A 22,041-nucleotide genomic window follows, 5' to 3' on the forward strand; every position below is an offset into this window, starting at 1 on the left:
TGCACGGAGTGCTTTTATTTCATGGGACGCACTTTCCCATGAAATAAAAAAGAGTGTCTTGAAAAGCCAGCTTATGGCCTTACAGACACCCCCTTTTTATGAAATTTCTTTTAGCGTTCTTCCCTGAAATAATTGACTCCGCAGGATGCAGGCTGGTTATTTTCTTTTGACTGCCTGATAGAAGAGATCACAAGAACCAGAGCTGTAATGACAAACGGAAGCATATCATAAAACGCATTCGGAATACTGATAATGCTTTTCGGTACATAATATTTCAGTACACTGAAACAGCCGAATGCCAGGGATCCATAAATAGCTTTTACCGGGCTCCATGATGCAAAAATAACAAGAGCCACGGAAATCCAGCCCAGCCCGTTGACACAGTTGCTGATCCATACTCCGCCGCAGATGATCATAGCGGAATAAGCTCCGCCGATGCCGCAGATACCGCCGCCGATCAGAACATTGATATACTTTGCACGGATGACCCTGATTCCCGCTGCATCGGCAGCTCCGGGATTTTCTCCCACTGCACGGACATTGAGGCCTGCCATGGTCTTCTGCAGATAATACCAGCAGATTACAGCAATCACGATGCCGATATACACAAAGATATTATAGGAAAAAAGTAATTTCCCCAAAACCGGTATATCACTCAGCACCGGAATATGCAGATTTGCGATCTGTGCAGAAATGTGTTCCGGAAGCTTTAAGGACTGGGTTGCAGAATGGTTCAGCATATATTCTCCGATAAAATTCGCAAGCCCCACTCCAAAGATCGTCAATGTGAGCCCTGTCACATTCTGGTCAGCCATGAAAGTAATGGTAAGCACCGCATAGATCAGTGCTCCCGCCACTCCGGCTCCAAAGGCCGCCAGCAGAGCGAATACTACATTATCCGTCTGATATCCGACCATAAATCCGGCACATGCTCCTATGGACATCATGCCTTCTACTCCCAGATTCAAATGTCCGACCTTTTCGTTCATGATTTCACCGACCGTGCCGAACAGCAGCGGCGTACCGGCCAGCACTGCTGCCACAAACAGATTTAATACCGTATTCATTTTCCGGCACCTCCTTTTCTGCCCACAAACTTGTATCGTACAAAAAATTCACATCCCAAAACAAAAAACAAAATGATTCCCTGCAGCACATCTGCCGAATAGCTGGAAAGCCCATAAGTAGACTGCATGACACTGCTGCCCTTTTCCAGAACGCTGAACAGGAAGGAAACAATCACTATTCCCATCGGATTCAAGCGCGCCAGCCATGCTACGATAATGGCGGTAAAGCCGACTCCGCCCGCCACAGAGGTGGCCAGCGTCATATCAGACCCTGTAGCCTGCACCATTCCGGCAATACCGCAGACAGCACCGCTTAAAAACATCGTGCGCAGCATCACCCGCCTCACAGGGATTCCTGCATATTTAGCTGTGGCATGGCTGTCTCCCACAACAGAAATCTCGTATCCCTGTTTTGTATATTTCAGATAAACATATACGATCACCACAAGCACCAGTGCAATGATCCAGCCAGCCTGAACACCGAAAACGGTATCCAGCTGTGCGTTGATATCAAATCTTGCGATCTTTGGAAATCCTGATGATGCCGGATCCTTCCAGGGGCCGTCTCTCAGATAAACAATCACATTCAGCGCAATATAATTCAGCATCAGAGTAAACAAAGTCTCGTTTGTATTAAATTTCGCTTTAAAGAATGCCGGAATCAGTCCGAACAGTCCTCCGCCGATCACACTGACAATAAACATCATAATCAGCAGCAGGACATGAGGCATGGCATTTTGATACAGGGCAAAATAGGTGGCAAAAATAGCTCCCATAATGATCTGTCCCTCTGCTCCGATATTCCAAAATCTCATTTTAAATGCCATCGTTACACCAAGGGAAGAAATCAGCAGCGGAATCATGATGCGGATGGTTGCCTGGGCTGCCATCTCGCTTCGGAAAGCCCCGCTGATGATTGTCTGATATACAGTAAACGGATTAAACCCAATAATCAAAAGAAAAATTCCGCCTGCCACCAGGGCAAGCAGCACGGAAGCAGCACGCAGAATCATCGTCTTCTTCCGAGAAAGCTCCGCTCTCTTGACAGTACGGAGAAACGGTTCTTTTCCTGTTTTCTTACTTGCTTCCATCTGTGCTTTCCTCCTTTTCTTCTTTTGCTTCTTTTACTCCGGTCATGAGAAGCCCTACCTCTTCTTTTGTAGTCTTTCTTGCATCCACAATACCTGAAACTTCCCCGTGACACAGAACCAGGATACGGTCACTGATGGACAGAAGAACATCCAGGTCTTCTCCCACAAACAGCACTGCCACTCCTTTTTTCTTCTGTTCATTAAGCAGGTCATACACAGTATAGGATGAGTTGATATCCAGTCCGCGCACCGGATAAGCCGTAAGAAGTACATTCGGTTCTGCAATGATTTCTCTTCCGAGAAGCACTTTCTGTACATTTCCTCCGGACATCATCCTCACCGGTGCATCTACACTCGGCGTCAGAATTCCCAGTTCCTCTACCATTTTCTCCGCCATCTTTCTCGGCGCCTTCCGGTCAATAAAGATACCCTTCTGATCCTGATAATGTTTTAGAAGTACATTGTCAACCATGCCCATGGAAGCCACAAGCCCCATGCCCAGACGGTCCTCCGGTACAAAGGAGATACGGATGCCTCTGGTCCGGATATCCTTAAACGTCATGCCGACCAATTCTTCGTTCCGGTGAAAGATGCTGCCCTCTTTGATCTCTGTAAGTCCTGTGACAGCCTCACATAACTCTTTCTGTCCGCTTCCGGCAATCCCGGCAACTCCCAGAATCTCCCCCTCCATCAGTTCAAAATTCACATGGGACAGCCCTGTGGTTCCGTCCGGACGGTCCACACTCAGGTTCCGCACAATAATTTCAGGAACTGCATCCGGCTTCTTATCCGGACGCTCAATCTCCAGAGTCACCGGCCTTCCTACCATCAGTTCCGTCAGCTTTTTCTCATCGCTTTCCCTTGTCGGCACAGTACCGATACTCTCCCCTTTTCTGAGAATTGCTACCCGGTCACTGATGGCCAGCACTTCATTCAGCTTATGGGTGATAATGACAATAGCACAGCCCTGCTCCTTCATCCTCCGAAGTATGGCAAACAGCTTTTCCGTCTCCTGAGGCGTCAAAACAGCTGTAGGCTCATCCAGAATCAGGATGCCCGCTCCCCTGTAGAGAACTTTTAAGATCTCTACTGTCTGCTTTTCGCTGACTGACATATTATAAATCTTCTTTTCAGGATCAACCTCTAAGCCAAACTTAGTGCAGATCTCTTCAATTCTTGATTTGAGCTCCTTCGGACGGATTCGCTTTTCCTTTGTACCGAGCACAATGTTGTCCATCGCACTGTGCACATCCACAAGCTTAAAATGCTGGTGGATCATGCCGATCCCCAGATTGATAGCGTCTGTCGGAGAATTGATGGAAACCTCCTGGCCGCCGATCTTGATCGTTCCGGCATCCGGGTGGTAAATTCCGGAGAGCATGTTCATCAGTGTTGTCTTTCCCGATCCATTTTCTCCAAGCAGGGCAAGGATCTCACCGTATTTCACATCCAAATCTACATTATTGTTTGCAACAACACTCCCGAAGGTCTTTCGGATGCCTCTGCATTCTATGGCATATGTATCCTTCTTGTCCTGTGCCATTTCATCACCTCGTATCATGTGTTCTCTGCCTCTCTTTTTTCTTCATTAAGTTCCAAGAAAGAAGGGCACTGCCTTCTGTTACAGAATCTACAATGCCCTTCTCATTCATCCATGCTGTCCATGGAAAGCCCTTCTGTGCTGCCTATTTCACAACGATGTTCTTAAAGTACCAGTTGATCTTTCCTTTGATATTTTCGTCGCTCAGAGTCTCGCCCTTCTTGCCGACCTTTTTGCCGTCATTGGTCTCGATGACACCGTCAAATACATTAAAGTCTCCGGAAAGCATTTTTTCTTTTGCTTCGTTGATTTTCTTTTCTGTACCAGGAGCAACCAGCTTCTTGTTAAGCGGAGCAATGTCAACCAGTCCTTCTTTCATACCGCCATAGTATACTTCAGGTTTCCATGTACCGTCAATAATCTTTTGAACAGCCTCTGTATAATAAGCGCCCCAGTGCCAGATCGTAGAAGTCAGAGTAGCCTTCGGAGCATCCTTGCCCATGTCAGAGTTGTATCCAACACCCCAAACTCCTGCCTTTTCTGCTTCCAGCTGAGGATTCGGCGTGTCACAGTGCTGTCCGATCACATCACATCCCTGAGAAATGAGTGCTTTCGCTGCGTTCGTCTCTTCATTCGGGTTAAACCAGCTGTTTGTAACTTTTACATATACTTTTGCCTTTTTATTTACTGAATAAATACCCATGGCAAATGCATCCACGCCTCCGGTAACCTCAGCGTTGTCCTTGCCCATAGCTGCCACATAGCCGATCTTATTGCTCTTGGTCTTGAGGCCTGCTGCGATGCCGCTTAAGTATCTTGCCTGATAGATTCTTCCGAAATAATTGTTAAAGTTGGAATCATTTTTCTTATATCCTGTGCCGTGAGAGAAAACTACATCCGGATATTCCTTTGCCATGGCTTCCATCGTATCCATATAGCCCCAGCTTGTACCAAAGATTACATTGCATCCGTCTTCGATACACTCTTTGATGGCAGTTTCCGTCTTTGTCGGGTCTGTATCTGTAATGTTTGTCTTACGGACAATCTGATTGTCTTTCAGGCCAAGCTTCTTCTGCATAGCTACAATACCCTGATCGTGTGTGTAAGTGTATCCGGATCCCTCAGACGGATCTGAAATATGGATAACACCGATCTTAAGATCTTCCTTTGCGATCTTAAACTGCTTCTTTTCCTCTTTCTTGTCGCTTGTTGTCTTCTTGGAACCGCAGCCTGCCATCATTCCCATGACAAGCACTAAAGACAAAATAATCCCGGTAACTTTTAAAATCTTTTTCTTCATGAACCTTCCTCCTTCTGTCCGGCATCCCAACCCCGGACGCCAAAACTGCGCTTATGCGCATTAAATGATAATAAAATTATAACAAAAGCGCTTGTCCACTGCAAGGTGCTTTTGCCTTTTTGGAATCTGTGAAAAGCATAAAAAGGATCTGTCAAAAACCGCTGTTCAAAACCGTTTCCGACAGATCCTTCGTCATCAGGACTTCGTATCCGCAAATCAGCGGATGCGGTCAGGGAATCCTACTTTATGCTGTACCTTTCTTAAGGTCTTTGTCGCATAATAAGAAGCCTTCTCTCCATTGTCTTTGATGATCTTATTTAAATAGTCTTTATTTTTCATAATATCATTGTAACGCTCCTGAATCGGACGCAGTTCTTCCACAACCACTTCTCCGACCCGTTGTTTTAACTGCCCGTAGCCCAGGCCTTCAAACTCTGCCACTGCCTCTTCCGGTTTATTCCCGCTGATAGAACAGTAAATATCCAGAAGGTTTTTAATACCCGGTTTCTTATCTGAATAGACAATGCATGCCTCGGAATCCGTCACTGCCTTTTTAAACTTCCTCATGATCGTGTCAGGATCATCCAAAAGCAGAATATGAGAATTGGCATTTTCATCAGATTTGGACATCTTCTTCTCCGGCTCCTGCAGGCTCATGATCTTCTGTCCCACTTTGCCGATGTAAGCTTCCGGAATCGTGAAGACATCCCCATAAATCTTATTAAATCTCTCTGCAATATCCCGGGTGATCTCCAGATGCTGCATCTGATCTTTGCCTACCGGCACTACATCAGACTGATAGAGAAGAATGTCTGCTGCCATCAGTACCGGGTAAGTAAAAAGACCTGTATTGATATTATCTGCATGCTTCTGGGATTTATCCTTGAACTGGGTCATCCGGTTCATCTCTCCCATATAAGTGAAACAGTTTAAAATCCACATCAGTTCCGCATGTGCAGATACATGTGACTGATAATAGATACAGTTTTCTACCGGGTCCAGCCCTGCAGCAATATAAAGTGCCAGAAGACTTCTGGCTCTTTTTCTCAGCTCTGACGGGTCCTGCCTGACAGTGATTGAGTGCATATCTACAACACTGTAAAAACACATGTATTCATCTTTGTCGATGTCCACCCAGTTCTTTAAAGCTCCTAAATAATTCCCTAATGTGATTGTTCCAGTGGCCTGCATGCCGCTGAATAATGATTTTTTTCCGTCTAACATCTGTTGTTCCTTTCTTCCTTAATCTCTTTCCCGGATCAATTTTCAAAACAAACGTCTGGTAAAGTCTCTCTGTCCGCCGCCGGGTTTACTGATTCCATCATATCATATTGTTTCAAAGTTTCCAAACCTTCTGCTTAGATTTTTCTGTTTTCCATGCATCAGCAGCAGATGGCTTCTGTCCGGCAAAAACAAAAAGCGGCCCAAACCCGCATAAAATCAAGGTTTGAGCCGTTTCTTACGATAAGCTGATGACGGGAGTTGAACCCGTGACCTCCTCACTACCAATGAGGTGCGCTACCACCTGTGCCACATCAGCAAGACCGTTATTAAATTTATCATACCGATCGAATCTTGTCAATAATTTTTCAAATTTTTATGTAAAATTCTTTCTGGTCATTCAGTCTCAGGCAGCCCAGGTTTTCACCGTAAGCAGCACCGCAGTCAATCCCAATCCGGCGGTTCCATCTTGTAATATGAAATGCAGCAGCCTGTTCCCTGGATTCCTCCGGCAGATTTTTTGCATAATACAGCAGCGCACCTGTAGGAGTATGTCCAAATATGATGGTATAAGGACAGGACAGACAGGCATTAAAGAACTCTCTTCGGATCCACAGAAGGGTATCCCGGTCCATAGCTTTAAGCTGCTCATCTGTATCTCCCAGTGCAGCGTCAATTCCTGCATGGACTAAGAGATACTGTTCTCCTTCCACAGAAATCATCCTGTAGAGCGGCAGATTTTTTACAAACTCCAGACACTGTTCCTGCTGCTCCTTTGGAAGTGCCATAAGAGAAGCCAAAGTAACTCCTCCTCCATTAAACAGCCATGTTTCATACCATGAGTCCTCATCGTTCATCGTTCTCAGCAGCATGTCCTCATGATTTCCCATAAGAAGCTCCATATTCTTCTGCTCTCTGATATACTCCAGCAGCTGGATTCCGTCCGGCCCCCGGTCCACTACATCCCCGATGATGTACAGTTTGTCATCAGAAGAAAACCGGATTTTCTCAAGCATCTCAAAAAAAGCCCGGCTTTGCCCGTGAATGTCAGACAGCACATAAATATTCTGCATGAATACTCCCCCTTTAGGTTATTGACTTTCTTCCCCTAACTTCCTGCGGATCCTCTGGATCGCATTATCTATAGATTTTGTCCGTTTATCCAGTTTCCTGGCTATCTCCACATAGTTCTCACCGCTGAGATAAAGCTCCATGACATCTTTTTCAAAATTGCTGAGTTTTGTCTCAATCTTCTTATAGTAATCAGATATATTTTCCTTTTGTATCAGAACCTGTTCCGGATTCGTATCCTCTTCCATGAACTGTTCTTCCTCTCCGTGATCGTTAAACAGCGAAATATAGTTATTTAACGGACCATGCTTTTTTCTCTTGGAAGCCGTCACCGTCGTGTAAATCTGACGTTTGACACAAAGAGATGCAAATGTGGAAAATGACGCATTCCTGTCTTTATCATAATTCTTTACAGCTTTGAAAAGACCGATCATACCTTCCTGGATCAGGTCCTCCTCATCCGCTCCGGCAAGAAAAAACTTTCTGGACTCTCTGCGCACCAGTCCCCCATACCGGTTCAGCAAAAAATCCATCGCCTGGTCATCTCCGCATTTTATTTCATCCAGTAATTCCTGGTCAGAATAATCTTCAAATACTTTCATAGCACCTCTATCTCAGAAGTCTCTGTCTCACAATTTCATAAGCCAGTACACCGGCAGCGACAGACGCATTCAGTGAGTCAATATCCCCGTTCATAGGAATAGAAGCAATATAATCACATTTCTCTTTGACTAAACGGCTGACGCCGCTGCCTTCATTTCCAATAACCAGACCGATCGGCCCGGTCAGATTCTGGCGGTACATGACTTCCCCTTCCATGTCAGCGCACACAAACCATAATCCCCGCTCCTTTAATTCTTCCATAGTCTTTGACAGGTTTGTCACTTTCACAACCGGAGTATAGTTGACAGCCCCTGCGGACGTCTTGGCCACAGTCGGTGTCAGACCTACCGCTCTCCGCTTCGGAATGATCACTCCATGTGCTCCTGCAAGGTTGGCTGTCCTCAGAATAGCTCCCAGATTATGCGGATCTTCGATGCCGTCCAGAAGGATAAAAAATGGGTCTTCATTTTTTTCTTCTGCTTTTCGGAACAAATCATCCAGCTGTGCATATTCATATGCTGCTGCCATGGCAACAACACCCTGGTGATGCTCATTTGTCAGCTGGTCCAGTCGCTCCTTCTCCACAAAGTTCAGAACCGCATCCGTTTTTTTTGCCTCTCTCACAATCGTTCTGATGGGACCGTCCTGGCATCCGTCCAGAATAAAAATCTTATCAATCGGCTTGCCTGCCCTGAGAGCTTCCAGCACGGCATTTCTGCCCGCCAGCAAATATTCTTCGTAACTCATTCATTTTCTCCTAAATCTAATCCTGTTTTTATTAATTCCACAGCGCGCGCCATCTGTCCGGTCAGGTACAAATATCCCATTAATGCTTCAACGCCGGTAGCCATGCGGTATTCAACAATGGTGGCATTTTTTGCAGCGGTGGCGGATTTGGCGTTCCGCCCCCGCTTATAGACGGCTGTCTCTTCATCCGTCAGTGTATCTTTTATTTTATCATAAACTTTGGCCTGTGCGGAAGCTTTCACCATACTGCTGGATTTTTGATGATATTTATTTACGCTCATATTTCCTTCTGATATGACCAGCGTCCTGACGGCGATTTCATAGACCGCATCTCCAATGTAGGCAAGGCCCAGCGGAGAGTAGGTCCTTGGATCTATTTCCGGCAGATTAAGCCCTTGTGTCATAAATTCAATTAAGCTCGTTTCCATTTTACGCCTTCTCTTGTATCCTTTAAAACGATTCCTTTTTCCAGCAGTTCATCCCTGATTTCATCTGCTCTTTTAAAATTCTTGTCTTTCCTTGCCTGCTGGCGTTCTTCAATCAGCTGTTCAATCTCTTCATCCAGCATTTCTTCATCCTGTTTTGTCTCAATTCCAAGAACCCCGCATAAGGTTTCTAACATTTCCAGCAGCTTTTTGGCATAAGCTGCTGAACCGTCTTTCACAGTTGTGTTGGAAAGCTTCACAATCTCAAAGATCGCTGAAATGGCATCTGCAGTGTTAAAATCATCTTCCATAGCTTCCTCAAACTTAGCCGCCAGTCTGCCGGCCTCACCCAGATTCTTCTCTTCCTCACTGCTTAATGCTGTTTCCGGCACAGCAGCCCGGTCTCTCAAAAGCTCCACTGCTGTCAGAATCCGGTCCAGGCCGTTCTTTGCAGATTCCACAAGCGTATCACTGAAGTTCAGAGGATTCCTGTAATGGGCACTCAGCATAAAAAACCTGATTACCTGAAGAGGGTATTTTTCACTGATCTCCCGGACCGTAAAAAAGTTTCCTGCTGATTTGGACATTTTTTGATTGTCAATATTTAAAAAGCCATTATGCATCCAGTAATTTGCAAAGCATTCGTCATTGCAAGCTTCACTCTGTGCAATCTCATTTTCATGATGAGGGAAAATCAGGTCTTCTCCTCCTGCATGAATATCAATGGTATCGCCAATATATTTTTTGGACATTTCAGAACATTCGATATGCCATCCGGGACGGCCTTCGCCCCATGGAGACGGCCATGCGATCTCTCCTTCTTTTTTCGGTTTCCAGAGCACAAAATCCAACGGATCATTTTTTCCTTCTTCACCGCGCACTTTAATGTCTCTGTGGCCGGCTTCCAAATCATCAATATTCTTTTTGGAAAGTTTTCCGTATCCGTCAAAAGACCGGGTTTTAAAATAAACAGTGCCGTTTGCTTCATAAGCATGGCCTTTCTCAATCAGTGTCTCGATCATACGGATCATTCCGTCAATCTCTTCCGTTGCTTTCGGCTGATGCGTCGCCGGTTTTACATTCAGGCCTTCCATATCCTTTTTACATTCTGCAATATATCGCTCTGCAATCTCTGTTGCAGATACGCCTTCTTCATTGGCCTTTTTGATAATCTTATCATCCACATCCGTAAAATTTGATACATAATTGACATCATAGCCTTTGTACTCAAAATATCTCCGGACTGTATCAAAAATAATCATAGGCCGTGCATTTCCTATATGAATGTAATTATAAACGGTGGGACCGCATACATAGATCCCTACCTTTCCCGGATGAACCGGTACGAACTCCTCTTTTTTCCTTGTCAGTGTATTATATATCTTCATTCTTTGTCTCCTTTCGCTGCATTCTCCACTCTTTTGCAGTGCTCCATAAAAATATTCAGCGCACTTCTGAGTTCAGCATTTTCTTTTGCCAGTTTTTCAATATCCATATCCACAGGATCCGGAAGGTCAATCTGGTTAAGCTCCAAACTCTGAATCCGTGTCCCGTCTCTTTTGATGACTCTTCCAGGAACACCTACAACCGTTGAGTTGGGCGGTACGTCAGAAACCACAACAGAACCTGCACCTATCTTAGAATTCTTCCCAATCGTGATCGATCCTAGTACCTTGGCCCCCGCACTGATTAACACATTATCTTCTATGGTCGGATGCCGCTTTCCTGTCTCGTTTCCGGTTCCGCCCAGCGTAACGCCCTGATAAATGGTCACATTGTTCCCGATAATGGTCGTTTCGCCGATCACAACTCCATGTCCGTGATCAATGAAAAGGCCTTCCCCGATCTGTGCTCCCGGATGAATCTCTATTCCGGTTTTTCTGGCAATCCTCTGTGAAATCTTTCTGGCCTTATAAAAATCGCCTTCCTTATACATACGGTGTGTGATTCTGTACCAGTAAAGCGCTTTTACGTATGGATACAGATAGACTTCCCTTTGGTTTTTAAGGGCCGGATCCCGGTCCTTAATAATCTCAAACTGGCTTTTTGCAAACTCTCTAAAGCCCATACTTACCTCCAATGATAATATAACATAATTATAGTAATCTCATAATAAAGAAGAATAAGATCCTCGCGGTGCGTTTTTTATTTCATAGGACGCATTTTCCTATGAAATAAAAAAACTCCGTCTCAAAAAAGAGACGAAGTTATATCCGCGGTTCCACTCTTACTTAAAACATCCTCAGGATGTCTTCCCTTAAGCTTCCGTTAACGCCGGCCACGTACAGGGCTACTGCTGATTCGCTCTGTCTGCTCCCAGAGGCATTCCCAACACTTTTCCTAAAAACTGCTTTCAGCCGATGACAGTTTATCTCTGATAGTTCCGGTGAAGGTACTCGTTCTGTTCTGCGCATTTCACTCACCATATAGTTTATGCGCTTTCTGCCCAAATGTCAACCTGGTTATTTAATATCTGCCGCTTTAAAATGCAGGGCTCCAATCACTGCAGCAGCAGCCAGAAATACCATACCTGTCAAAATCCCGGCAGTAAGATCGGCATGTTTCACTCCGCTTTGAACCAAGGATGACAGCATATTTCCAGGCCAGTACTGGGCCAGTTCCACAGGACGGCCGATAAGCTTAGTCAGCCCCATATCCCCGTACAGAGCCACTGTTCCGATCACATCCAGCCCAATGATGGCCACCGGCAGGATGAACTGTGTTTTCCTTATAAGAAATGCAGCCATAACATAGAGAGACGTTATGCTTAAGACCAAAATATATTTTGTAAACAGATAGCCGGCTGTCTCACTTATGACAGTTCCGCCCACATCTCCGGTTTCCCAGTACAGAGCTGCTGTGACGCCCACGATCACCAGACTCAGCACAAAATAAATTGTGGCAAGTACAATGCTTACAAGCCATTTTGATGCAAAGATTTTGCTTCTTTCGTATTGTTTGGAAGCCAGATTCTTGATGGTGCCGTATGTGTATTCACTTCCGATGAACAGCGACACTACAATAGATAAAAGAACCAAATAAGAGGTATCTGATGTCTGTATTCTGGAAATGACCGTCATCTGCCCGCCCAGGCCGCCGCCCATTTTTTCTATAAGATGGTAGAGAAAGTTCTCAGAACCTGCAAGCAGCAGGAACAGCACTCCGCATACACGAAATGAGGTTGATTTTAATAATTTATACACATCTGCCCGGATTAAGTTTAACATGCCGCACCTCCCACTGTGTTTAAAAAGTATTTCTCTAAATCCATTGTTTCCACAAAAATTTCCTGAACCTGAATTCCCTCCTGCATCAGAACCTGATTGACTTTTCCCGGCTGGTCCAGAAATCCATAGAGCTTTAATTCCTCATCCCCAATCATCCGGCAGTCACCTGCACCAAACTGTTCTTTCATCAGTTCACACGCTTCTGCCTGCTGCTCTTTCGGGACTTTTACAGTCAGATTAGACTGGCTCCGTTTGATCAGTTCTTCTTCTGTAAACTCCTGAATCAGCTCTCCTTTGTGAATGATTCCATATCTGGTAGCCAATTTGGACAATTCCCCTAAAATGTGGCTTGAAATCAGAACAGTGATATGATGCTCCTGATTCAGATCTTTGATCAGTTCCCTGATCTCCCGGATACCTACCGGATCAAGCCCGTTTGTAGGTTCATCCAGAATCAAAAATTCCGGGTCTCCCAGAAGGGCTATTGCTATAGCCAGCCTCTGCTTCATTCCCAGAGAGAAATTCTTCACTTTCTTCTTTTTCGTATCTTTGAGCCCTACCTTTGCGAGAACTTCCTCTATCTTTTTGGGATCTTTTATTCCCCGCAGCTTCATTTCTACCATAAGATTTTCTTTTGCTGTCATGCCCGGCATTAAAGCCGGATATTCAATGACAGTTCCGATCTTTTCCCTTGCCTGAACCGGATTGCCATTTCCGAATAAAGACAATGCTCCGGAAGTAGGTTTTGCCAGACCTGCCATCATCCGGATCATGGTTGTCTTTCCCGCCCCGTTTTCTCCGATAAATCCATAAATGTCTCCTCTTTTTACTTCCATACTGACATTCTTAACTGCTGTTTGTTTTCCGAAGGATTTAGTTATATCCTCTGCTTTTACGACAATATCCATATAAGCCTCCCTGTGTTATAGTATTATTGTACTGATTATTTAATACAATAGTACTATAACACAATTAAACTGTCAAGAAAAAAGACACGAAAAGTTTATTTTCCGTGTCTTCTGTCTTTAAGATACTGCGGCGGCTGTTTTTTTCACAGTCTGCCGTATGCCGTTTCCTGCCGCTAAAGCCAAAACTATTTTTATAAAATCTCCCGGCAGATATGGAATCACTCCTGCAGCCAGTCCCTGGATCGGTGTAAGATGCATCTGTGAGCAAAGCCATACAGTACCGAACAGGTATGCAGTCAGCGTGCCCAGAATCATCCCGGCAAACTGTATGCTTCTTTTTCCTTTCGAACGGTCAACAAAGAATCCGCAGATGGCAGCTGTCAGTATAAATCCGATCAGATAGCCTCCGGTCGGACCGGCAAGCTTGGACAATCCTCCGGAAAAAGCGGAAAAGACCGGAAGTCCCGCCGTGCCAAGCAGAAGGTAGATCATATAACTTACAGTCCCAAGCTTACACCCCAGAGCGAATGCCGTAAAATAAACCGCCAGATTCGTCAGGGAAATGGGTACCGGTGTAAACGGCAGCGGAACAGAAAATGGTCCTACAATGCAGAGCAGTGCCGCCATTAATCCAATCAGTGTCATCTGTCTTATTTCTAGTTTTTTCATTCTTCAATCTCCTTTTTCTAGTTTAATGTATACCCAAGCCGGATCAATAGTTGTCTGTCTTCTTCTGTCTTGTTTCCCGATGTAGTGAGCATGTCCCCTGTTATGGCTCCGTTTGCCCCTGAAAGAAACGCTCTTTTTCCACAGTCCTCCATTAAGCTGCGCCCTGCTGCCAGACGGATCTCTGCCCTGGGATTTAAAAACCGGAAAGCGGCAATGGTACGGAGGATTTCCTCCTCATGAAGCCTCTCCCTGTCTGCCAGAGGTGTTCCGGGAATCGGGGTAAGGATATTAATAGGAATAGAATCAGCCTTCAGTTCAGCCAGATCAAGAGCCATGGACATTCTGTCCTCCATAGTCTCTCCCATACCGATAATCCCGCCCGAACATATCTCAAGCCCCGCTTTCCTGGCCCGTTTTATGTTGTTAATCTTATCATCATATGTATGTGTAGAACAAATCTGAGAAAAAAATCTTCCGGATGTCTCCAGGTTACAGTGATACCTTGTGACTCCGTTTTCCTTAAGCTTTAAAAAGGCTTCATAAGACAAAAATCCATGAGAAGCACACAAAGAAAGTGTGCTCTGTAAGGACATACTGCGGTATGCTTCCAGTGCCCTTAAAAAATCATCTCCTTCAATCCCTTTTCCCGCAGTCACAATCGAATAGCGGTGCACGCCCTTTTCCTCCTGGGCTTTACAGTCCTTTAAAATCTCTTCTACTGGCAGAAAGGCATATTCCCCGGCCTGGGTCCGGTGATGAACAGACTGTGCACAGAATCTGCAGTCTTCGCTGCACTTTCCGCTTTTTCCATTAATGATTGTACAGAGATCACCGTGATTCCCGCAGAAATACTCTCTCAGACGGTTTGCCTCCCTGCATAATTCATCCAAATCCGAATGAATGAATATCGTCAGATCCTCTGATTTAGAAAATACTTTTTCCCCTGAGATAATCCGTTCTGTTAAATCCTTCAGCATATCTTCTCCTTTCTTTTCCCTTCTTGGTTAAGAAGTATACCTCCTTCAGTTTAAATTGTCAACCTTTATTTATCATGCAGTTGACAATCAGTCCAGAACAATGAAATAAAAAAACGTACAGGACAAAACATATTTTATGCTGCCTGCACGTCTCATAATCTTAAGATTCTTTTTCTTCCAGAATTCCAAGTTCTTTGATGCGTTCCTCAATTTTCTTCATGGATTCCTCATAGGTAAGCCCATTCTCCGAAGGCTTCTCCTGTTTATCCTCACGTTTCTCTAAAAGTTCATCAATGTCTTTGCTGAACGGATTATTATCTGTCACTTTTGTCAAAAGTCCCATAGGTCTTCCTCCTTACCTTCCTGATCTCCCTTTCCATTGAACTTTATTTTATTCAGTTTAACCTCTTCTTGTCAATATATTCTTTTTCTCTATTTGACTTTCCCCTGAAAAAATTGTACCATGACATTGCATCAGCAAAGAAGAAAGGGGTGTTTGATATGAAAACCTATAAAATATTATTAGATTCCATAGACAGCGTAAAAGATTTTGTAAACTTAATTAACCGGTTTAAATCCGAGATAGATTTAGCATCCGGCCGGTATGTTGTAGATGCAAAATCAATCATGGGTATTTTCAGCCTGGAATTATCCAAACCGCTGCTTCTCACTGTCTACGGTGATGAGGAACTTGACCAGATAGAATCTGCTCTGCAGCCATTTATCATCGATTAATGACAGAACTGCCGTATCCTTCTGAAAAAAGGATACGGCAGTTTTTTAATTTTGATATTTCTCAAGATGTTCCTTCAGAACCTGATTGAGATACTGAATATCCACCGGCTTTGGAACAAAGCCGTTCATTCCGGAATCAAAGGCCTTCTCCATATCTTCCTTAAAGGAGTTTGCTGTCATGGCTATAATCGGTATAGTTTCTGCATCGGCATGGCTGCTTCTCCTGATCTCCGAAGCTGCCTCATATCCATTTTTGCGCGGCATCTTGATGTCCATCAGAATCATCTGATACCATCCAGCTTCACTTGACAGGAACCGTTCCACAGCTTCCTGTCCGTCAGCTGTCCTGTCTGTCTCGGCTCCTTCCATTTTCAGCAGTTCCTGCACAATTTCTGCATTTAAATCGTTATCTTCTGCCAAAAGTATCCGTATATCCTGAAAACAAGGAAGCGCGGATACATCTTCCTTTCTCTGGCACTCTTTGCCTTTTCCCAAAGGCATGCACACAGAGAAAAAGAATTCTGATCCCCTGCCGATTTCACTGTCTACTTTCAGTTCTCCGCCCATAGCCTGAACGATGCTTGCACTGATGGGCAGCCCAAGTCCTGTTCCTTCACTTTTTGTGCTGTTGGTGCCCAGCTGCTCAAATGCCTGAAAAATCTGACTCTGCATAGCAGGTGCAATTCCGACACCGGTATCTTTGATGGAAAAGAAATACTCCCCGGTCTGGTTCTCCATAGGATGTTCCCTCACAGACAGGGTGACACTGCCTCCTGATTTGGTAAACTTTAATGCATTGGACAGCAGGTTTGTGAGGACCTGGCGCAGACGGATCGGATCGCCGATCACCCATTCATGTTCAAATTCTTTAGAAAACTTCAAATTCAGCTGTCTCGCCCTGGCCTGCTCCTCTATCATTTCCTGTAAACTGTCCAGAAGCTCAGTCAGGGAGAACTCTTCTGTCTCGATGGACATCTTTCCATTCTCAATTTTTGACATGTCCAGAATATCGTTGATCAATGCCAGCATATATTGAGAAGAAGCATGTATTTTCTGAAGTTTTTCTTCAACTCCTTCCGGCAGCTTTTCTTCCATCCTCACCAGATCCGTGAGGCCGGTGATAGCATTCATAGGAGTCCTGATCTCATGGCTCATCTGAGACAAAAATTCACTTTTTGCCTTACTCTTTGCCTCCGCTTTCTCCAGTTCATTCTGCATCAGCTTATTTTTCATCTTTGATTTCAGCACGAGAATAACACCGGCTGCAGCTGCCAGCACAACAGCGCTCAGCAGGCCCACTGCTATGATCGGGTCTGCGTATATATAGTCTTTTAAAGACAAAGAAGTTCCAAGGGAAACTAAATTCCGGTTTAGGATGGTACTTTTTTCTTCCGCTGAAATATTGTTGATAGATTTGTTGAGGATTGAAAGCAATTCAGTATCCGCAGGTTTTGACAGTGCAAAGGAAACACCTACATCGTTATTGACTCCGGAAACAGGAACTACATTTGCATATCGGTGATACTGCATTTCCTGTTCCATAGTGGAAGCCAGCCCATAGACAAAGTCGACATCCCCCCGGTTCAGGGCCTTTATCAGCTTTTGGGGGCATGTGTAAGACTTAACTGCTTTCGCCTGCATTCCTTCCGGCAGTTTTCTGCCGTCAAGGATACCTGCGGTCAGGCCTTCGGAGGGATAATTTACCGCCTTATTTCTCAAAACAATATTATTCATGCTGATATAAGCGTTGGACAGTACGAGATTTTGTGCCCGTGCATCCTTCTCCGTATCAAGAAAAGAGCCCAGTATATCAGCTTTTCCGCTTTGAACAAGCTGAATGGCTTCCTCATAAGTGTCCGCAGTTATATATGTAAACTTTAATCCGGAAAAATCAGACAATTTCTGCATTATTTCAGGTATAATTCCGTCATGGTGGTCTTTATTATTCTTTTTGCAGTATAATGGATGACGCTCTGATACAACTGCCACAGATGCTGTTTTCTTTTCTTCAATATACGTCTTCTGTTCCCGGGTGAAGTAGACAGAAGACATCTGTTTTAATTTTTCAAAGTTTTTGTCGAACTGTTCCTCTCCGAATTCAGGATTGGAATCCATAATCTTTTCCATAGCCGTATTCAGTCCATTGAGAATCTCTTTATTTCCTGCCTTCGTGACAATATAATACGGCTGAGCCTCAAAGGACGCTGCCAGACGGAAGTTTTGATTGTTTTCAAGTTCATTTCCTAAAAGAAGGTCTACCTCTTTATTCTCCAAAAAGCGGTAGAGATCTCCCTCTTTTGACAAATCCTTCGATTTGTAATACTTAATCCTGCAGTTCAAATCATTTATCTTCAAAAAATCTTTCAGTCTGCGGATTTTTTCTTCCGCTTTTTCATAGACCCCGATAGTCTTTCCATTTAATGTACTCAGCTCATAGCTTTTAATCTTTTCGTTATTCTTCAGACAGAGCAGTGCTGCCCTGCTTTTACCCATGCTGTATTTCGGGTATGCAAAATAAGGCTCCAGCTCTTTTGCATAGTAAGTACCTCCCAGCACATCAATCTTTCCGTCTGTTATATCCTGAATAAATGTTTCGTCAGTCGTCAAAACAAATTTATATTCCCAATTTGTATACTTTGCAATCTCATTCAGGTAATCAACGGTAAGACCGGTATAGTTTCCATACTGATCTTTCTCACATATGCCCGGAGTCTCTAAATAACCGACCTTCACAACCTTCTTTGACTGGCTTTCTTCTTTTTCCCCGGAGGCTGCCGAAATCCAGACATTCCCTATACAAAGAAAACTGATCAGTAATAAAGCTAAACAGACAGCCCCTCTGCCAAACAGCTTTTTATTCGTTTTTTTATTCATATATCCCCCTTCTTTGCACACTTCCTCCCGTTATGTATTCTATTTCTATTTTAATGCTTTTCCTTCTTTCTGACAACAAAAAGGGACCGATTCCCAAGAAAAAGCAGGAAAACGGTCCCTGAAAAGATACAGTTTAAAGTATTCTGATTTTCATCCGGACAGCCTTCAAAAACTGGATCACCGGAAGGTTTGCCAGAGCCAGTCCATAGACTGTAAATAACTGCTGCATTGTAAGTGTCTGTACTTTGAATAATACGTGCAGCGACGGGATGACCATGACACATGTCATAAGGATGACACCAAGCACAAATGCCCCGATCAAATAGATATTATCAAAGAATTTGCTTGTAAATATCACAGGATGGCTGGATTTGCAGTTAAACCCATGCACCAGCCTTGAGGTGCAGAGGGTTCCAAATGCCATAGTGCTTGCCAGGACAGCATTCTGATCCCGATATCCGATCATAAATCCGATCATTGTCATAATGCCGATGACAAAACCTTCGATACCAATATTCGCAAGGAAGTCTTTCGTTAATATTGATTCATTGACCGGACGCGGCTTTTCCTCCATGACCTGATCCGTATGAGGTTCCAGGCCCAGTGCAATAGCCGGCAGGCTGTCAGTAAGCAGATTGATGAACAATAAATGGACCGGTGCAAACGGAACAGGCAGTGCTGCAATCGATGCATAAAGAACTACAAGTATCCCTGCAAAGTTTCCGGAAAGCAGAAACTGTATGGCATTTTTTATGTTTCTGTACAAATTCCGGCCATTTTCCACTGCTTTTACGATGGTTGCAAAATTATCGTCCGTCAGCACCATGGAGGATGCATCTTTTGACACCTCACTGCCGGTAATACCCATAGCCACACCGATATCTGCCTGTTTAAGCGCCGGGGCATCATTGACTCCGTCTCCTGTCATAGAAACAATATTTCCCTTTCTCTGCCATGTCTGTACAATCCGAATCTTATGTTCCGGCGACACCCTTGCATACACAGATATGCCTTCCACAAATTTCTCAAGTTCCTGGTCAGACATATGGTCAATCTCAGCTCCCTCACAGGCCTCACTTTCATCTTTCAGAATGCCGATCCGCTTTGCGATGGCTGCTGCCGTTACCTTGTGGTCCCCGGTGATCATAATCGGACGGATGCCCGCCTGAATACATTGTGCCACCGCTGATCTGGATTCTCTTCTCGGCGGATCCATCATAGAGATCAATCCCAGGAAGGTATAACCGTTTTCATCATCAGGCGTCAGTCTTTTTCCCTTTTCTATAGTTTTATACGCGATGGCCAAAACCCTCAGCCCGTTTTTAGAAAATTCCTGATTGCAGGCTTCAATCTGTTTTTTATCCCAGTTGGTGATGGGTACAGCCTTGTCGCCTTTCTGTATAGATACCATACGGTTCAGCAGAACATCCACTGCCCCCTTTGTGATCATTGTGTAGCCATTTTCCATGTCATGTACTGTTGACATAAGCTTGCGCTCGCTGTCAAAAGGAATCTCTGCAACTCTCGGATAAAAACAGCGGACGCCCTCTGCCTTCCGGCCAAGCTTGTCTCCCAGATTAATCAGAGCTGTCTCTGTGGGGTCACCGATTTCCTCTCCGTTTATATTGGTAGAGTCGTTGCAGAGCATGCTGTAATCCAGCAGCTGCTTTTGAGCTGCCTTTTTCAGGTCAATATGTGCTGCCGGAACCCTGATGCCGCCCACATAATAATCTTCAACAGTCATCTTATTTTGTGTCAGCGTCCCTGTCTTATCAGAGCAGATAATGGATACGCTTCCCAGGCCTTCAACAGCCTGAAGCTTTCTGATAATGGCATGTTCTTTTGCCATCTTCTGGGTACCGAAAGAGAGTACAATGGTGACAATGGAGCTTAATGCTTCCGGGATGGCTGCAACAGCCAGCGCAACGGCAAACATAAAGGCGTCGCCGATATCTTCCCCCCGGATCACGCTGATGCCGAACAAGATACCGCAGAATACCAGGATCAGCAGAGAAAGCTTCTGTCCGAACTGGTCCAGATTCACCTGAAGCGGCGTTCTTTTCTCTTCTGTATTTTTCAGCATTCCGGCAATCTTTCCGACTTCCGTATCCATTCCTACTCCTGTCACAAGGAATCTGCCTCTTCCGTAAGTGACAAAGCTTCCCGAATAAACCATGTTGATCCGGTCTCCCAAAGGAACCTGGCTGATGATTACACTGCTTGTTTTTTCTACTCCAAGACTTTCACCTGTCAGTGCACTTTCATCTACCTTGAGGCTGGCAGACTCAAGAATCCTGCCGTCTGCAGGAATAGAATCCCCTGCCTCTAAGAGTATCTCATCCCCTACCGTAACTTCTCTGGACGGAATCTGTATGATCACCCCATCTCTCAGTACTTTAGCCGTAGGAGCTGACAGCTGTTTTAAGCTGTTCAGTGACTGCTCTGCCTTCACTGTCTGCACTGTGCCGAGGATTGCATTGACTGTTATGACAACCAGAATGACCGCTGTACTCTCCACATCCCCGAGAAATCCGGAAACAGTGGCTGCAGCGATTAAAATGATTACCAAAAAGTCTTTAAACTGCTCCAGAAAAATCTGCACAACACTTTTCTTTTTTCCCTCTACAAGCTCATTATATCCGTATTGTTTTTGATGCTCTGTGACCTGAGCTGCTGTCAGCGGCTCCATAGAGCCGTTCAGCTGCTTTTTGACTTCTTCTGCTGTTTGTTGATAAAACTCCTTCATACTCATCATTCTCCATTTCTCTAAGTATTTTCTTTCCATTTCGGATGAAAGATTTTCACCAGTGGAAATCTCACACTGTGTGCAGCTATATCCTGAAGTATTTTAGTTTAGGAAGTTCCTATGAAACAAGAAGGAATCCCGCTTGCGGGATTCTCCGCCTGCGGCGGGTCGCTTTGGCGACATGATTCCTTATCGCCGCAGTGCGATCCTCGCGGAGCGTTTTACGAGACTTTTACTGCATCTTTCGTGCAATAAAAGTCTCGCTGTTTCATTACGGTACGGATGAATTTCTTCATCGAGATTGACGACACCGCAAACGATTCACTCGCCAGCTACTCCCTTTTATTTAGATATTATCATAGCGGATTCTTTTTGGCTTGTCAACTAATTATTGTCGACTCTGCGCATCGAATTCTGCCTTATAAATGTTTTCCGGTAACCTTAAGCCTTGCCATAGCTCTGGAAAGAGCCGCTTTGCTGTGATAATACTCTCTTTGGCTCTCTTTCTGCCTGAGACGCTCCTGAGCGCGTTCTTTTGCCTCATTGGCCCGGCGGATGTCGATTTCCTCCGGCCATTCAACAGTATCGGCCAGAAGAACAACAAACTCGGGCATAATCTCTACGAACCCATCACCCACTGCTGCTTCTTTCCATTCGCCGTCCACTTTAAACCTTAATTCTCCTGCCTTCACCGCAGTCACCATAGATTCATGATTAGGCAGGATTCCCTGCTGACCGTCGACTGCGGGGAAAATCATCATTTCGCATTCCCCGTTATAAAACCTCCGGTCGCTGGCCGTAATCTCCAGATAAAAGGTCTTTCCCATGCTCATCCCTCTT

Annotated in this window: 20 protein-coding genes, 1 tRNA gene and 1 other annotated feature; of the genes, 1 reads left to right on the forward strand and 20 read right to left on the reverse strand. The window is 44.7% G+C overall.

Annotated features, from left to right (window positions below; genetic code table 11):
- Positions 1–110: 110 nt before the first annotated feature.
- The 17 genes from KH180_RS07650 to KH180_RS07730 form a co-directional block, all read right to left on the reverse strand.
- Positions 111–1,067, reverse strand: a complete 957-nt coding sequence (locus tag KH180_RS07650; protein ID WP_290758697.1) for an ABC transporter permease — start codon at positions 1,065–1,067, stop codon at positions 111–113.
- Entirely contained in the window at positions 1,064–2,158 is a 1,095-nt protein-coding gene (locus tag KH180_RS07655) for an ABC transporter permease (protein WP_290758699.1), read from the reverse strand. Before KH180_RS07655 ends, KH180_RS07650 begins: the two co-directional genes overlap by 4 nt.
- Positions 2,145–3,701, reverse strand: coding sequence for an ABC transporter ATP-binding protein (locus tag KH180_RS07660; RefSeq protein ID WP_290758900.1), 1,557 nt, complete (start codon positions 3,699–3,701; stop codon positions 2,145–2,147). The genes KH180_RS07655 and KH180_RS07660 overlap by 14 nt, the downstream gene beginning before the upstream one ends.
- 142 nt (positions 3,702–3,843) lie before the next feature.
- Positions 3,844–4,998, reverse strand: coding sequence for a BMP family ABC transporter substrate-binding protein (locus KH180_RS07665; protein ID WP_290758700.1), 1,155 nt, complete (start codon positions 4,996–4,998; stop codon positions 3,844–3,846).
- A 216-nt stretch (positions 4,999–5,214) separates the two neighbouring features.
- Positions 5,215–6,222, reverse strand: a complete 1,008-nt coding sequence (gene trpS / locus KH180_RS07670; RefSeq protein WP_290758702.1) for a tryptophan--tRNA ligase — start codon at positions 6,220–6,222, stop codon at positions 5,215–5,217.
- 243 nt (positions 6,223–6,465) lie between these two features.
- Positions 6,466–6,538, reverse strand: a tRNA-Thr gene (locus tag KH180_RS07675).
- A 49-nt stretch (positions 6,539–6,587) separates the two neighbouring features.
- The gene (locus KH180_RS07680) at positions 6,588–7,292 is read right to left on the reverse strand and encodes a metallophosphoesterase family protein (protein ID WP_290758705.1); all 705 of its coding nucleotides are present in this window, start codon (positions 7,290–7,292) and stop codon (positions 6,588–6,590) included.
- Between the two features lie 18 nt (positions 7,293–7,310).
- The gene (locus KH180_RS07685; protein WP_290758707.1) at positions 7,311–7,892 is read right to left on the reverse strand and encodes a sigma-70 family RNA polymerase sigma factor; all 582 of its coding nucleotides are present in this window, start codon (positions 7,890–7,892) and stop codon (positions 7,311–7,313) included.
- A gap of 7 nt (positions 7,893–7,899) precedes the next feature.
- Complete coding sequence (rlmB, locus tag KH180_RS07690; protein ID WP_290758709.1) at positions 7,900–8,640, reverse strand: 23S rRNA (guanosine(2251)-2'-O)-methyltransferase RlmB; 741 nt, start codon at positions 8,638–8,640, stop codon at positions 7,900–7,902.
- Positions 8,637–9,068, reverse strand: a complete 432-nt coding sequence (locus KH180_RS07695; protein ID WP_290758711.1) for a Mini-ribonuclease 3 — start codon at positions 9,066–9,068, stop codon at positions 8,637–8,639. The genes rlmB and KH180_RS07695 overlap by 4 nt, the downstream gene beginning before the upstream one ends.
- Positions 9,053–10,453, reverse strand: coding sequence for a cysteine--tRNA ligase (cysS, locus tag KH180_RS07700; RefSeq protein WP_290758714.1), 1,401 nt, complete (start codon positions 10,451–10,453; stop codon positions 9,053–9,055). Before cysS ends, KH180_RS07695 begins: the two co-directional genes overlap by 16 nt.
- Positions 10,450–11,133, reverse strand: a complete 684-nt coding sequence (epsC, locus tag KH180_RS07705) for a serine O-acetyltransferase EpsC (RefSeq protein ID WP_290758716.1) — start codon at positions 11,131–11,133, stop codon at positions 10,450–10,452. Before epsC ends, cysS begins: the two co-directional genes overlap by 4 nt.
- Positions 11,134–11,259: 126 nt before the next feature.
- Positions 11,260–11,483, reverse strand: a binding site (T-box leader).
- 44 nt (positions 11,484–11,527) lie between these two features.
- Positions 11,528–12,292, reverse strand: a complete 765-nt coding sequence (locus tag KH180_RS07710) for an ABC transporter permease (RefSeq protein WP_290758720.1) — start codon at positions 12,290–12,292, stop codon at positions 11,528–11,530.
- Positions 12,286–13,200 carry an ABC transporter ATP-binding protein gene (locus KH180_RS07715; RefSeq protein ID WP_290758723.1) on the reverse strand — a complete coding sequence of 305 codons (915 nt, stop codon included), beginning with the start codon at positions 13,198–13,200 and terminating at the stop codon, positions 12,286–12,288. The genes KH180_RS07710 and KH180_RS07715 overlap by 7 nt, the downstream gene beginning before the upstream one ends.
- Positions 13,201–13,317: 117 nt before the next feature.
- Entirely contained in the window at positions 13,318–13,869 is a 552-nt protein-coding gene (locus KH180_RS07720; RefSeq protein ID WP_290758726.1) for a biotin transporter BioY, read from the reverse strand.
- A 17-nt stretch (positions 13,870–13,886) separates the two neighbouring features.
- Positions 13,887–14,846: a biotin synthase BioB gene (bioB, locus tag KH180_RS07725; protein ID WP_330624471.1), complete on the reverse strand. Its 960-nt coding sequence runs from the start codon at positions 14,844–14,846 to the stop codon at positions 13,887–13,889.
- Between the two features lie 160 nt (positions 14,847–15,006).
- The gene (locus KH180_RS07730) at positions 15,007–15,189 is read right to left on the reverse strand and encodes a hypothetical protein (protein WP_290758729.1); all 183 of its coding nucleotides are present in this window, start codon (positions 15,187–15,189) and stop codon (positions 15,007–15,009) included.
- 158 nt (positions 15,190–15,347) lie between these two features.
- On the opposite strand from KH180_RS07730, the gene KH180_RS07735 reads away from it, so the two are divergent.
- The gene (locus KH180_RS07735) at positions 15,348–15,581 is read left to right on the forward strand and encodes an HPr family phosphocarrier protein (RefSeq protein ID WP_290758732.1); all 234 of its coding nucleotides are present in this window, start codon (positions 15,348–15,350) and stop codon (positions 15,579–15,581) included.
- A gap of 45 nt (positions 15,582–15,626) precedes the next feature.
- Here KH180_RS07735 and KH180_RS07740 read toward each other — a convergent pair whose 3' ends face one another.
- From KH180_RS07740 to atpC, 3 genes are all read right to left on the reverse strand, one after another.
- Positions 15,627–18,455, reverse strand: coding sequence for an ATP-binding protein (locus tag KH180_RS07740; RefSeq protein ID WP_290758734.1), 2,829 nt, complete (start codon positions 18,453–18,455; stop codon positions 15,627–15,629).
- 133 nt (positions 18,456–18,588) lie between these two features.
- Positions 18,589–21,201, reverse strand: coding sequence for a cation-translocating P-type ATPase (locus KH180_RS07745; protein WP_290758737.1), 2,613 nt, complete (start codon positions 21,199–21,201; stop codon positions 18,589–18,591).
- Positions 21,202–21,620: 419 nt separating this feature from the next.
- Positions 21,621–22,034: an ATP synthase F1 subunit epsilon gene (gene atpC / locus KH180_RS07750; protein WP_290758740.1), complete on the reverse strand. Its 414-nt coding sequence runs from the start codon at positions 22,032–22,034 to the stop codon at positions 21,621–21,623.
- Positions 22,035–22,041 lie beyond the last annotated feature (7 nt).

The organism is Anaerostipes sp. (assembly GCF_018381315.1).
Classification (GTDB): domain Bacteria; phylum Bacillota; class Clostridia; order Lachnospirales; family Lachnospiraceae; genus Anaerostipes.

Coding starts and splice junctions, on each gene's coding strand:
- trpS (WP_290758702.1), bottom strand. CDS start 6,222: ATGTTAGACGGAAAAAAATCATTATTCAGCGGCATGCAGGCCACTGGA.
- cysS (WP_290758714.1), bottom strand. CDS start 10,453: ATGAAGATATATAATACACTGACAAGGAAAAAAGAGGAGTTCGTACCG.
- KH180_RS07695 (WP_290758711.1), bottom strand. CDS start 9,068: ATGGAAACGAGCTTAATTGAATTTATGACACAAGGGCTTAATCTGCCG.
- KH180_RS07720 (WP_290758726.1), bottom strand. CDS start 13,869: ATGAAAAAACTAGAAATAAGACAGATGACACTGATTGGATTAATGGCG.
- KH180_RS07740 (WP_290758734.1), bottom strand. CDS start 18,455: ATGAATAAAAAAACGAATAAAAAGCTGTTTGGCAGAGGGGCTGTCTGT.
- KH180_RS07710 (WP_290758720.1), bottom strand. CDS start 12,292: ATGTTAAACTTAATCCGGGCAGATGTGTATAAATTATTAAAATCAACC.
- bioB (WP_330624471.1), bottom strand. CDS start 14,846: ATGCTGAAGGATTTAACAGAACGGATTATCTCAGGGGAAAAAGTATTT.
- atpC (WP_290758740.1), bottom strand. CDS start 22,034: ATGAGCATGGGAAAGACCTTTTATCTGGAGATTACGGCCAGCGACCGG.
- KH180_RS07745 (WP_290758737.1), bottom strand. CDS start 21,201: ATGAAGGAGTTTTATCAACAAACAGCAGAAGAAGTCAAAAAGCAGCTG.
- KH180_RS07680 (WP_290758705.1), bottom strand. CDS start 7,292: ATGCAGAATATTTATGTGCTGTCTGACATTCACGGGCAAAGCCGGGCT.
- KH180_RS07660 (WP_290758900.1), bottom strand. CDS start 3,701: ATGGCACAGGACAAGAAGGATACATATGCCATAGAATGCAGAGGCATC.
- epsC (WP_290758716.1), bottom strand. CDS start 11,133: ATGGGCTTTAGAGAGTTTGCAAAAAGCCAGTTTGAGATTATTAAGGAC.
- rlmB (WP_290758709.1), bottom strand. CDS start 8,640: ATGAGTTACGAAGAATATTTGCTGGCGGGCAGAAATGCCGTGCTGGAA.
- KH180_RS07685 (WP_290758707.1), bottom strand. CDS start 7,892: ATGAAAGTATTTGAAGATTATTCTGACCAGGAATTACTGGATGAAATA.
- KH180_RS07655 (WP_290758699.1), bottom strand. CDS start 2,158: ATGGAAGCAAGTAAGAAAACAGGAAAAGAACCGTTTCTCCGTACTGTC.
- KH180_RS07715 (WP_290758723.1), bottom strand. CDS start 13,200: ATGGATATTGTCGTAAAAGCAGAGGATATAACTAAATCCTTCGGAAAA.
- KH180_RS07650 (WP_290758697.1), bottom strand. CDS start 1,067: ATGAATACGGTATTAAATCTGTTTGTGGCAGCAGTGCTGGCCGGTACG.
- KH180_RS07665 (WP_290758700.1), bottom strand. CDS start 4,998: ATGAAGAAAAAGATTTTAAAAGTTACCGGGATTATTTTGTCTTTAGTG.
- KH180_RS07735 (WP_290758732.1), top strand. CDS start 15,348: ATGAAAACCTATAAAATATTATTAGATTCCATAGACAGCGTAAAAGAT.
- KH180_RS07730 (WP_290758729.1), bottom strand. CDS start 15,189: ATGGGACTTTTGACAAAAGTGACAGATAATAATCCGTTCAGCAAAGAC.